Raw genomic sequence first — 12,420 nt, 5'->3', positions numbered from 1 at the left:
GCGCGGCGAGGTCCGGACCGGTTCCGGCAGGCGGCGGATAGGATTTCCGTTCCCGCGCGGCGGGGCCCCGTACGGGCCCGCCGGGCCCGTACGGAAGGTGAGCAACCGGATGCACCAGCGGATCCTCCTCCGCGCCCGCAAGGGCCCGTTCGACGTCCTGACGCCCGAGGAGACCTTCGCCGGCAACTGGATCAGCGACAACACCGGCAACCTGGTCTTCAGCCATGCCGCGAACAAGCTGCTGGCCACCTCCACGGCGGAGGTCACGTCGACCCGGAAGCTCGCCGACCCGCGCGACGCCGACGAGATCAACGAACGGTACGACGTCTTCGTCATTCCGCTGGCCAACGCGTTCCGGCGCAGCTTCGTCAACCGCCTCGAACCGATGACCCGGCTGATCGAGCGGCTGAAGATCCCGGTGGTGGTCCTCGGTGTGGGCGTGCAGACGAACGTCGACGGCGACCGGGAGTACCTCCGCCAGATCGACGAGCCGGTGAGCGCGTTCTGCCGGGCGGTGCTCGACCGGTCGCACAGCATCGGGGTGCGCGGCGAGATCACCGAGAGCTACCTGCGTACGCTCGGTTTCTCCGCGGTGGAGCAGATCGGCTGCCCGTCGATGTTCCTGCACGGGGACACGTTCACGCTGGAGAAGACCCGGCCGGAGCTGACCACCGACGACCGGATCGCGCTGACCATCTCCCCGTACGTCTCGTCGATGGCCCCGGTCGTCCGCCGCCACCGGGAGCGCTACCCGAACCTGTGCTACGTGCCGCAGGACCTGCGCACGCTCGGCACGCTGCTCTACGGCGACGCGCCCGAGCACCGGGGCAAGCACAGCGAGATGCCACTGCACACCTCGCATCCGCTCTTCGTCGAGGACAAGGTGCGGATGTTCGTCGACCCGTGGACCTGGATGGCGCACCTGTCCGGCTTCGACTTCAACTTCGGCACCCGCATCCACGGCACCATCACCGCGCTGATCGCCGGCACGCCCGGCTACCTGTTCGCGCACGACTCGCGCACCCTGGAGCTGGCCCGGTACTTCGGCATCCCGCACCGGATCATGCGGGACGTGCCGGCCGACGTCGACGCCGCCGACCTCTACGCCGAGGCCGACTACACCGCGCTGACCGAGGGCCACAAGGCCCGCTTCGACACCATCACCGCGTTCCTCGCCAAGCACGACCTCGGCACCTCGTTCGCCGACGGCGACAGCGCCGCGGCGTTCGACAGGCGGGTCGCGGAGACCGAGTTCCCGCCGGCCGTCCGACCGGCCGGCACCACCCCGCCGGCCGAGCTGCTGACCCGCATCCAGCGGCTCCACGACGAGAACCGTCGGCTCGCCGACACCGTGCGCACGCTGCGCGCACAGGGGCTGCGCGAGCGGATCAAGCAGGCCGTCCCGGACCCGGTCCGCCGGATGCTGCGACGCTGATCCGTCGTACGCCTGTTCGACCGCCGGGGTACGATCGCCTGCGTGTCCGACGTCGCGTACCAGCCCTCGATGCTCGATCTGGCCGAGCACGGGCCGACCCTCGGTCCGCTCGCGGGGCGGACCCGGCACGAGCTGAGCCGGGGCGCCTGGGTCGACCACCTGCCCGGCTGGGTGCGGGGCTCCGACTCGGTGCTCGACACGCTCCGGCACGACGTGCCGTGGCGGGCCGAGCGCCGCACCATGTACGACACCGAGGTCGACGTGCCGCGCCTGCTCTGCTGGTACGCCGGCGGCCGACCGCTGCCGCACCCGGTGCTCACCGCCGCCCGCGACGCGCTCAGCCGGCACTACGCCCCCGAGCTGGGGGAACCGTTCGTCACCGCCGGCCTGTGCCTCTACCGCGACGGCCGGGACAGCGTCGCCTGGCACGGCGACACCAAGGGCCGCTCCGCGCACACCGACACCATGGTGGCGATCGTCTCGTTCGGCTCGCCCCGCCCGCTGCTGCTGCGCCCGCGCGGCGGGGGCGGCCCCGGCCTGCGCTTTCCGCTCGGCCACGGCGACCTGGTGGTGATGGGCGGCTCCTGCCAACGCACCTGGGAACACGCCGTGCCGAAGACCACCCGCCCGGTCGGGCCCCGGGTCAGCGTCCAGTTCCGCCCCGCCGGGGTGGCCTGACCCGGCCCCGTGCTAGAAACAACTCCCAGGGTCGATCCCGCCCCGTCACCCGAGACGAAGGGCGAGGCGATGACCCGGTTCCCCATGATCCGCCGCTCCCCGTGGAGCCTTCACGGCGACGGCCGGTCGGTACGCCCCGGCGACGTGGTCCATCCCGACGAACGGCTCTCCTGGCCGCGCACCGTCGGGGTGGGCGTGCAGCACGTGGTCGCCATGTTCGGCGCCACCTTCACCGTGCCGCTGATCACCGGCTTCCCGCCGGCCACCACGCTGTTCTTCTCCGGCCTGGGCACGCTGCTGTTCCTGCTGATCACCGGTAACCGGCTGCCGTCGTACCTCGGCTCGTCGTTCGCGTTCATCGCCCCGGTGATCGCCGCCAAGACCGACGGCGGCATCGGCGCGGCGCTCGGCGGCATCGTGGTCGCGGGCGCCGCGCTGGCGCTGGTCGGCGTCGTGGTGCACGTGGCCGGCGCCCGGTGGATCGACGCCCTGATGCCGCCGGTGGTCACCGGCGCGATCGTCGCGCTGATCGGGCTCAACCTCGCGCCGGTCGCCTGGGACGGCGCCGGCGCCGGCACCGGCGTCAAGGCGCAACCGCTGATCGCCGTGGTCACGCTGCTGGCGATCCTGGTCACCACCGTGCTGTTCCGCGGGTTCCTGGCCCGGCTGTCGATCCTGCTCGGCGTGGTGGTCGGCTGGCTGGTCGCGGCGCTGACCGGTCAGCTCGACCAGCAGGCGGTCACCGGGCTCCGGCAGGCCGCCTGGGTGGGGTTGCCGGAGTTCCACACGCCCAGCTTCAGCCTGCGCGCCGTCGTGCTGGTCATCCCGGTCATCCTGGTGCTGATCGCGGAGAACGCCGGGCACGTCAAGGCGGTCGCGGCGATGACCGGCCGGAACCTCGACCGGCAGATGGGCCGCGCGTTCCTCGGCGACGGCGTCGCCACCGTGCTGGCCGGCTCCGGCGGCGGTTCCGGCACCACCACGTACGCGGAGAACATCGGCGTGATGGCCGCGACCCGCGTCTACTCCACCGCCGCGTACTGGGTGGCCGGCGGCACGGCGATCCTGCTCGGGCTCTGCCCGAAGTTCGGCGCGCTGATCCTCACCGTGCCGGCCGGCGTGCTCGGCGGCGCCACCACCGCGTTGTACGGCCTGATCGCGGTGCTCGGCGCCCGCATCTGGATCGAGAACCGGGTCGACTTCCACGACCCGGTCAACCTGTTCACCGCCGCGGTCGCGGTGATCGTCGGCGCCGCCAACTACACGCTTACCGCCGGTGACCTGTCCTTCAACGGCATCGCGCTGGGCACCGCCGCCGCCCTGGCGATCTACCACGGCATGCGCCTGATCGCCCACGTGCGCGGCACCACCCCCTGACCCTCACCCCGGCCCCTCTTTCCCGGAAAGAGTGGCTATCCGGGACGGGATAGCCACTCTTTCCGGGAATCAGCGCGCGCCGGGCGGGGTGGGGGGTGGGGGTGGGGGTCAGTCGCGGTCGATGTGGTGGCCGATGACGGTGGGGCCGAGCATCACGGCGAAGCCGGAGCCGTCGCGGCGCGGGTCGGCCGGGGGCAGGTCCACCGGGTCACCGTTGGCCGTCGCGCCCACCGGCCGCGGGCCGATCCAGGCCACCGACAGCTCCACCTCACCCTTGAGGAGCCGCTGCGCGCGCACGCCGCCGGTCGCCCGGCCCTTCGCCGGGTACGCCGTCATCGGCGTGACCTTGACCGTGGCGCCGGTCGAGGTGACCACCATCGGCTCGCCGTGCCGCGGGTCGTCGGTGCGGACCGCGCCGAAGAAGACCACCCGCGCCCCCGCCGGGAGGTTGATGCCGGCCATCCCGCCGCCCTTGACGCCCTGCGGACGGACCAGGGACGCCGGGAAGCGCAGCAGCGACGCCTCCGAGGAGACGAACGCCAGCGCCTCGGTGCCGTCGGTCAGCCAGGACGCGCCGACCACCTCGTCGCCCTCCCGCAGCGAGATCACCTCGAACTCGTCCGAGCGGACCGGCCAGTCGGGCGCGCACACCTTCACCACGCCCTGCCGGGTGCCCAGCGCCAGACCGGGCGACCCCTCGGCGGACGGGCCCAACGGCGCCAACCCGACGACGGTCTCCCCCGGCGCCAACGGCGCCAGCTCGGCGGCCGACATGCCGCCGCGCAGCGACACCGTGCCGGACTGCTCCGGCAGCACCGGCAACGGCAGGACGTCGATCTTGAAGGCCCGGCCGGCGCTGGTGACCAGCAGCACCCGCCCCCGGGCGGTGGAGTGCACCACCGCGCGTACCGCGTCGTGCTTGACCCGGCCGCTGCGGCGACGCGCCTCGGCCGCCTCCTCCGACTCGGCCGCGGTGCGGGCGACCAGCCCGGTCGCGGAGAGGATCACCTGGCACGGGTCGTCGGCGACCTCCAGCGGGCCGGCCGGCACCGAGGCGGCGAGGACCTCCTTCAGGTCGCCGTCGACGAGCGTGGTGCGCCGCGGCACGCCGAACTGCTTCACCACCGCGGCCAGCTCGTCGGAGACCAGCTTCCGCAGCACCTTCTCATCGTTGAGGATCGTCGACAGCTCGGCGATCTCCCCGCGCAGCTTCTCCTGCTCGGCCTCCAGCTCCAGCCGGTCGTACCTCGTCAGCCGCCGCAGCGGGGTGTCCAGGATGTAGCCGGCCTGGATCTCGGAGAGCTTGAACTTCTGCATCAGGCCGTCCTTGGCGGCCTGGGCGTCCTCGCTGGCCCGGATCAGCTTCACGACCTTGTCGATGTCGAGCAGCGCGATCAGCAGGCCGTCGACCAGGTGCAGCCGCTCCTCGCGCTTGCGCTTGCGGTACGCGGTGCGCCGGGTCACCACCTCGTAGCGGTGGGACAGGAACACCTCCAGCAGCTCCTTGAGCCCGAGCGTGCGCGGCTGGCCGTCCACCAGCACCAGGTTGTTCACGCCGAAGGACTGCTCCAGCGGGGTCAGCCGGTAGAGGTCGGCCAGCAGCGCCTGCGGGTTGACCCCGACCTTGCACTCGACCACCAGGCGGGTGCCGTTCTCCCGGTCGGTGAGGTCCTTGACGTCGGCGATGCCGGTCAGCCGCTTGGTCTTGTTGACCTCGTTGGTGATGGCCGCGATGACCTTCTCGGCGCCGACGCCGTACGGCAGCTCGGTGACGGTGATGGCCTGCCGGCCCCGGCTGCCCTCCAGCGGACCGATCTCCACCCGGCCACGCATCCGCACCACGCCGCGCCCGGTCTCGTACGCCCGGCGCACCTCGTCCAGGCCGAGCAGCAGCCCGCCGGTGGGCAGGTCGGGGCCGGGCACGAACTCCATGAGCTTGTCGAGCGTGGCGTCCGGGTGGTTGATCAACCAGCGGGCGGCCTGGACCACCTCGCCGAGGTTGTGCGGGATCATGTTGGTCGCCATCCCGACCGCGATCCCGGACGCGCCGTTGACCAGCAGGTTCGGGAAGGCGGCCGGCAGCACGGTGGGTTGGGTCAGCGAGCCGTCGTAGTTGGGCTCGACGTCGACGGTGTCCTCGCCCAGCTCGCCGACGAGCAGCATGGCCTCCCGCGACATCCGGGCCTCGGTGTAGCGCGCCGCGGCCGGGCCGTCGTCCGGGCTGCCGAAGTTGCCGTGCCCGTCGATGAGCGGGACGTTGAGCGAGAAGTCCTGCGCGAGTCGGACCATCGCGTCGTAGATCGCGGTGTCGCCGTGCGGGTGGTAGCGACCCATCACGTCGCCGACCACGCGGGCCGACTTGACGTGGGAGCGGTCCGGCCGGAACCCCGACTCGTGCATCGACCACAGGATGCGCCGGTGCACCGGCTTGAGCCCGTCCCGGGCGTCCGGCAGGGCGCGGGAGTGGATGACCGAGAACGCGTACTCCAGGTAGGAGTCGGAAACCTCGGTGACCAGCGGGTTGTCGAAGACGCGGGCGCCGGCCTGGTCGAAGGCGGAGAGATCGGCCTTCGCGCGGTCGTCCTTGCGGCGTGCCATGGTGCAGCTTCCTTCCGAAACGAGCGCGGTGGTCAGGCGTCGATGGCGTCGCGGTCGACGCGGTCGGCGGAGTCGATGAGCCAGTTGCGGCGGGGCTCGACCTTCTCCCCCATGAGCAGTTCGAGGATCCGCTCGGCGGCGTCGACGTCGTCGAGCGTGATCCGGCGGACCGCCCGGGTGGCCGGGTTCATGGTGGTCTCCCACAGCTCGTCGGCGTCCATCTCACCGAGGCCCTTGAAGCGCGGGATCGGGGTGACGATCTGCTTGCCGGCCTTCTCCAGCTTGCGGACCGTCGCCTCCATCTCGGCCTGGGTGTAGGTGTAGACGGTCTGCGGGTTACGCCCCCTGGTGGTGATCTTGTGCAGGGGCGGCATCGCGGCGTAGAGCCGGCCGGCCTCGATCAGCGGTCGCATGTAGCGGGCGAAGAGCGTGATCAGCAGCGTCCGGATGTGCGCGCCGTCGACGTCCGCGTCCGCCATGATCAGGACGCGGCCGTAGCGCAGCGTGGACAGGTCGAACGTCCGCCCGGAGCCGGCGCCCAGCACCTGCACGATCGCCGCGCACTCGGCATTGTCCAGCACCTGCTGGAGGTTGGCCTTCTGCACGTTGAGGATCTTGCCCCGGATCGGCAGCAGCGCCTGGTACTCCGCGGATCGGGCGAGGCGCCCCGTCCCGAGGGCGCTGTCCCCCTCCACGATGAACAATTCACTTCTGTCGATGCCTCCGGCGCGGCAGTCAACCAGCTTGGCCGGCATGGCCGCGCCCTCCAGCGCGGTCTTGCGGCGGGCCGCGTCCTTCTGCTGCTTCTGGGTGAGCCGGACCCGGGCCGCGTCGACGATCTTCTGGAGCACCGTGCGGGCCTCGGCCTTGGTGCGGCGGTCGTCCAGCCAGCTCTTGAGGTGCGCCTCGACCAGGCCCTGGAGCACCTTGGTGATGCCGGCGGTGGAGAGCTCGTCCTTGGTCTGCGAGGTGAACTGCGGCTCCGGGATCCGCACGTGCACCACCGCGGTCATGCCCTCCAGGACGTCGTCCAGGGTGGGCGCGTCCTCCTTGGGCTTGAGCAGGCCCCGGGTGGTGCGGGCGGCCTCGGCGAGGGTGCGGGCCAGCGCCCGCTCGAAACCCTTGCGGTGGGTGCCGCCGTGGGCGTTGCGGATGGTGTTGGTGAAGCACTCGACGGTGCGGTCGTAGCCGGTGCCCCAGCGGAACGCGATCTCGACCTCGGCGCGACGCTGCACGTTGGACTGCATGACGCCGTTGGCGTCGGCGGCGTTCTCGCGGTAGGTGCCCTCGCCGGTGACCAGCAGCGTGCCGGAGACCGGGCGGTCACCGGCCGGGGCGAGGAACTCCACCATGTCGGTCAGGCCGTCGGGGAAGTGGAAGCGCTCCTCGACCGTCTGCTCGCCGGTCTCGTCGCGCAGCCGGTAGGCCACCCCGGGGACCAGGAAGGCGGTGTTGCGCAGCTTGAGCCGGACCGCCTCGGTGTCGAGCGCGGCGCCGGTCTCGAAGTATCGCGGGTCGTGCCACCAGCGGATCGAGGTGCCGGTGCGCTGGCCGCGCTTGACGGCGCCGACGACCTGGAGACCGGGACCGGGGGTGAACGGCGCGTCCGGGCCGTCCCCGTCGAAGATCCCCGGTACGCCGTGGCGGAACGACATGGCGTGCACCTTGCCGGCGCGGCGGACCGTGACGTCGAAGCGGCGGGAGAGCGCGTTGACGGCGGAGGCGCCGACGCCGTGCAGGCCGCCGGAGGTCTTGTAACCCGAGCCGCCGAACTTGCCTCCGGCGTGCAGCCGGGTGAGCACCAGCTCGACGCCGGAGATGCCGGACTTGGCGTGCACGTCGGTGGGGATGCCGCGCCCGTCGTCGTCGACCTGGACGGAGCCGTCGGCGTGCAGGATCACGTCGACGGCGGTGGCGTGACCCGCGACACCCTCGTCGGTGGAGTTGTCGAGGATCTCGTTGACGAGGTGACCCACGCCACGGCTGTCGGTGGAGCCGATGTACATGCCGGGGCGCTTGCGGACGGCGTCGAGGCCCTCCAGGTGGGTCAGGTCGTCGGCCCCGTAGAGCGTCTCAGGCTGTGCGGTCAACTGGTCGTACTCCCAGGTCTCGGCGGTGTGGTGCCGTTCACCGTGAGCGGTCCCCACGGCGATCGCCGGGCGCGGCGCGCCGCAGCGAGCCTAGCCCGGCGCTCCGACAGGTGAGATGCACCCGGGTGCGGTGTTGCCCGGTCGACCCGCGGGCCGCCCCCCGGCGGCGGTGTCCGACGACGGCGGGACGGCGTCCGTGTCCGACAACGACCGGGCCGCCGCTCGTCTTCCCGGTCGGTCGCGGCGGATTGTTAACACCGGTCGCGACCGCGTGTCCGGGCATTGACGCCCGTCACACGCCCGTGATGTGATCGCCACCTCAGAGGATCTTTCACGTTTCTATGTGTGAGGGTGAGGTGGGGCATGTCCGTGTTCCGTCGTTCCGTGCTCGTGGCGGCGCTGGCGCTCGCCACGGCAGCGCTGCCGGCCGCGGTGGCGCCCGCCGCGCCCGCCGCCGCGGCGCTGCCCACCGCCGCGGTGGCGTTGGGTGACAGCTTCATCAGCGGCGAGGGCGCCGGCGGGTACTCCCCGGTGGTCGACGTCAACGGCGTCGCGCAGGGCTTCCCCGGCTGGTCGGCGGCGAACGCCAACGCCTACTTCTGCCACCGCTCACCGAACGCCTCGCTGTTCCGGGCCGAGCTGCCGGGCATCGCCGCGCGGTTCAACCTGGCCTGCTCGGGTGGGCAGCCGTACGACATCGCCAACGCCTCGGCCAGCCGGGCCAAGGGCCGGCAGGTGGCCGCCCAGCTCGACCAGCTCCGTTCGGTGGCCCGGACCCACGACATCGACCTGGTGCTGGTCGGGCTCGGCTCGAACAACAGCTCCTTCACGTTCGGCAGCGTGGCGGAGAAGTGCGCCAACCGCTTCATCGCGGACGCGTGGACGGGCTGGTGGGAGTTCTGGGCGTACCTGGGCGGGCCGGTGGAGCAGAAGCCGTGCACCGACGCCGACCTGGGCACCGCCGCGCAGTTCTCGGCCGCCACCGCGGAGACCACGGCGGCGCTGCGGCAACTGCTCACCACGCTCGACGAGGTCGACGCGGACGGCCAGCACCGGGTGGTGTTCCAGGACTACACCAACCCGCTGCCGTACGAGCTGGACCAGAGCTACTGGAGCGAGGACAGCCGGGACGACACCCGGGACAAGTTCCGCGCGCTGGGCGCGGAGCGGTACGCGGCCGGCTGCCCCATCCACCGCGCCAGCCTGGCCCCGGGCCAGCGCTTCTCCCAGGGGCTCGGCACGCTTGTCAGCTCCGTACGCGGCACGCTGGCCGCCGAGTTCCCGGCCGACGACCTGGTCTACCTGAACGTGCAGCGGGCGTTCGACGGCGCCCGGCTCTGCGAGTCGGCGGGCAGCCCGGCGAACGCGCTGGCCACCCCGATCCGGCTGATGGACGGCCCGAGCGGCACGTTCGTGACCAGTCTCTCCGGCTACGACAAGCTGGACATCCAGCGGATCGCGAACGCCTGCGGCACCTACTTCCAGACCTGCCAGGAGTCGTGGCACCCGAGCGCCGCCGGCCACCAGGTGCTCGGCCGCTGCCTGAGCGGAGCGGCGGTGACCGGCGCCCGCGCGGTGTCCTGCGTCCGTGCCCCGGACGGCACCATCAGCGTGAGCTGACGCCACCCGGTCAGCGTGCGCCGGGGACGCCGGCCGGCCGTCGCCGGCCGGCGTCCCCGCACGTGGGCACGCGTCGGAGGCGTGCACCAGGTTCTCTCGGTTCGCCAGCGACAGGTCGCCACGGACGGTCAGGCGCGGGTCGCGGTGCCGAGCACGTGCGGCGAGGCGGGCGCCGGGATCCCGGCGGCGGGGAAACGGAACCGGTCCAGCCCGGTCACGGTGAAGCCGGCGGCCCGGATCGCGCCCACGGTGTCGCGGGCGGTGTGGCAACCGGCGCAGAGCAGCGGCCAGAGCGTCGCGTCGGCGACACGCTGGACCCGGCGCAGGCCCGGCGTCGACGCGACCACGTGCTCGTAGAAACGCAGCTCACCGCCGGGCCGGAGCACCCGGCGCGCCTCGCGCAGCGCCACCGCCTGGTCGGGCACCGAGCAGAGCACCAGCGACAGCACCACCGCGTCGGCGGCGCCGTCGGCGACCGGGAGCGCCTCGGCCAGGCCGGCGGCGACCGTCACCGGGACCGGGGCGGTGGCCGCGGCCTCCCGGGCGAGGGCGCGCAGCCGGGGTTCCGGCTCCACGGCGAGCACCCGGGTCACGGCCGGCGGGTAGTGCGGCAGGTTGCGGCCGTTGCCGGCGCCGACCTCGACCACCCGGCCGCGCAACCCGGCGACCAGGCGGCCCCGGTGGGTGGCCGCGCCGGCGGCGTCCATCGCGACGCTGGCCCGGGCGAAGAGCCGGGCGAAGACCGGGTGCGAGACGCCCATCAGGGGAGGGCCGGCCGGGCGCCGAGGCTGAGCAGGAGCGGCCCGGCCGGGCCGTCGACCAGGTCGCCGAGGCGTACGCCGTCGAGCACGGCGAGGAACGCGGCCTGGGCCCGGCGCAGCTCGCCGCGCAGCCGGCAGCCGGTGACCAGCGGGCAGGCCGGTTCGGCGCAGTTGACCACCTCGTCGTCGCCCTCGAAGGCGCGCACCACCGCGGCGACTGTCACGTCGCCGGCGTGCTCGGCGAAGGCCACCCCGCCGGAGCGGCCCCGGATGGTGACCAGGACGCCGAGCCGCTGCAACCGCTGCACCACCTTGGCCACGTGGCTGCGGGGCAGGGCGAGCCGGGTGGCCAACTCGTCCACCGTGGCCCGGACCGGGGACGCCGCGGTCAGCATGGCGATCCGCAGCGCCATGTCCGTCGACCGGTTGAGCCTCACACCACGACACTAGTCACTGGACGCCGTACGCGACACGGGCGGATCGACGGTGATCCGTGCCACGCCCGTTCCGGGACCTTGGACCCTGAAGAGGAATCCTCGATTCCTGTTTGGTGGTGGTCGACCCGTTCGACGCCAGAAGGAGACACGCCGTGCTCTCGGAATCCTCCGCCGCCGTGGTGACCGCGACCCTGCCCGCCGTCCGGGCCCACGGTGAGGCGATCACCGGCCGGTTCTACCGGCGGATGTTCGACGCCCACCCGGAACTGCTCGACCTGTTCAACCGGGGCAACCAGGCGACCGGCCAGCAGAAGGCGGCGCTCGCCGCGGCGGTGGTCGCGTACGCCGGGCACCTGACCGGGGACGACGCCGGCCTGCCGTGGGGGGCGGTCCTGGACCGGATCGCGCACAAGCACGCCTCGCTCGGCATCACCGCCACCCAGTACCCGGTCGTCGGCCGGCATCTGCTCGCCGCGGTCGCCGAGGTGCTCGGCGACGCCGTCACGCCGGCGGTCGCCGCCGCCTGGGACGAGGTCTACTGGCTGCTCGCCTGCGAACTGATCGCCCGGGAGGCGCGACTGTACGCCGGCGCCGGCGTGCCGGAGGGCGGCCCGGTGTGGCGGGACTGGCGGGTCACCGGCCGGGCCCGGGAGACCGCCGACGTCGTCTCGTTCACGCTCGCGCCGGCCGACGGCGGCGTGGCCCCCGACTTCACGCCCGGCCGGTACGTCTCGGTCGCGGTCGACCTGGACGGCGGTCGGGGACGGCAGATCCGGCAGTACAGCCTCTCCGGCCGACCGGGCGCCGCCGAGTGGCGGATCACCGTGAAGCGGGTCCGTGGTCAGGCCGGCGCGCCGGACGGCCTGGTCTCCGGGTACCTGCACGACCGGGTGTCCGTGGGCGACACGCTCCGGCTGAGCCCGGCGTTCGGCGAGGTCGACGCGACCGGTGACGGCGGGCCGCTGCTGCTGGTCAGCGCCGGCATCGGGCTCACCCCGGCGATGGCGGCGCTGGCGCACCTGGCCGAGCGGGACCCGCGCCGCGAGGTGACAGTGGTGCACGCCGACCGCACCGCCGCCGCCCACGCGCTGCGGCACGAACTGCCCGCGATGCAGGAGCGGCTGCCGAACCTGGCGGTCCACCTCTGGTACGAGGACACCGCCGACGCCGAACTGCCCCCGCTGAAGGCGGAGGTACGCGCCGGCCTGGTCGAGCCGGACCGGATCCCGGTCGCCGCCGGGGCCACCGCCCACCTGTGCGGCCCGATCGCGTTCATGAACCTGGTCCGGGGTGACCTGCTGCGCCGGGGCGTGCCGGCCCGGCGGATCGCCTACGAGGTGTTCGGCCCCGGGATGCTGCCCGGCTGACCGGCCGGGGTCGGTGCGACGGGTCCACCCACCGCTTGCTACCCGCCGGTAGCTAGG

General features: G+C 73.1%; 9 protein-coding genes. 5 read left to right on the top strand and 4 right to left on the bottom strand.

What is annotated here, in order from left to right; genetic code table 11:
- The first annotated feature begins 109 nt into the window (after positions 1 to 109).
- The 3 genes from ACIA6B_RS03875 to ACIA6B_RS03865 all read left to right on the top strand — a co-directional run bounded on the left by ACIA6B_RS03875 (position 110) and on the right by ACIA6B_RS03865 (position 3,490).
- Positions 110 to 1,435, top strand: a complete 1,326-nt coding sequence (locus ACIA6B_RS03875; protein WP_396770694.1) for a polysaccharide pyruvyl transferase family protein — start codon at positions 110 to 112, stop codon at positions 1,433 to 1,435.
- Positions 1,436 to 1,477: 42 nt separating this feature from the next.
- Positions 1,478 to 2,113 (top strand): alpha-ketoglutarate-dependent dioxygenase AlkB, encoded by a 636-nt coding sequence (locus ACIA6B_RS03870; RefSeq protein ID WP_396770692.1) that lies wholly within the window; start codon positions 1,478 to 1,480, stop codon positions 2,111 to 2,113.
- A gap of 69 nt (positions 2,114 to 2,182) precedes the next feature.
- On the top strand, positions 2,183 to 3,490 hold the full coding sequence (locus tag ACIA6B_RS03865; RefSeq protein WP_396770690.1) for a uracil-xanthine permease family protein: 1,308 nt from the start codon (positions 2,183 to 2,185) through the stop codon (positions 3,488 to 3,490).
- Positions 3,491 to 3,598: 108 nt separating this feature from the next.
- Here ACIA6B_RS03865 and ACIA6B_RS03860 read toward each other — a convergent pair whose 3' ends face one another.
- The gene (locus tag ACIA6B_RS03860) at positions 3,599 to 6,088 is read right to left on the bottom strand and encodes a DNA topoisomerase (ATP-hydrolyzing) subunit A (protein WP_396770688.1); all 2,490 of its coding nucleotides are present in this window, start codon (positions 6,086 to 6,088) and stop codon (positions 3,599 to 3,601) included.
- 32 nt (positions 6,089 to 6,120) lie between these two features.
- A complete protein-coding gene (locus ACIA6B_RS03855; protein ID WP_396770686.1) occupies positions 6,121 to 8,235 on the bottom strand; it encodes a type IIA DNA topoisomerase subunit B in 2,115 nt (704 codons plus the stop codon).
- A gap of 306 nt (positions 8,236 to 8,541) precedes the next feature.
- On the opposite strand from ACIA6B_RS03855, the gene ACIA6B_RS03850 reads away from it, so the two are divergent.
- Entirely contained in the window at positions 8,542 to 9,798 is a 1,257-nt protein-coding gene (locus ACIA6B_RS03850) for a hypothetical protein (RefSeq protein ID WP_396770684.1), read from the top strand.
- 128 nt (positions 9,799 to 9,926) lie between these two features.
- Here the strand turns inward: ACIA6B_RS03850 and ACIA6B_RS03845 are convergent, their stop codons facing one another.
- Complete coding sequence (locus ACIA6B_RS03845) at positions 9,927 to 10,559, bottom strand: class I SAM-dependent methyltransferase (RefSeq protein WP_396770682.1); 633 nt, start codon at positions 10,557 to 10,559, stop codon at positions 9,927 to 9,929.
- On the bottom strand, positions 10,559 to 10,996 hold the full coding sequence (locus tag ACIA6B_RS03840; RefSeq protein ID WP_396770680.1) for an RrF2 family transcriptional regulator: 438 nt from the start codon (positions 10,994 to 10,996) through the stop codon (positions 10,559 to 10,561). Before ACIA6B_RS03840 ends, ACIA6B_RS03845 begins: the two co-directional genes overlap by 1 nt.
- A gap of 116 nt (positions 10,997 to 11,112) precedes the next feature.
- Between ACIA6B_RS03840 and ACIA6B_RS03835 the strand changes: the two genes are divergently transcribed.
- Positions 11,113 to 12,363: a globin domain-containing protein gene (locus ACIA6B_RS03835; protein ID WP_396770678.1), complete on the top strand. Its 1,251-nt coding sequence runs from the start codon at positions 11,113 to 11,115 to the stop codon at positions 12,361 to 12,363.
- Positions 12,364 to 12,420 lie beyond the last annotated feature (57 nt).

The sequence above is a fragment of the Micromonospora sp. NPDC051141 genome, from assembly GCF_044455765.1.
Classification (GTDB): Bacteria; Actinomycetota; Actinomycetes; order Mycobacteriales; family Micromonosporaceae; genus Micromonospora.
The sequence above is the reverse complement of the archived record's forward strand: the minus strand, read 5'-3'. Positions and strand labels throughout refer to the sequence as shown.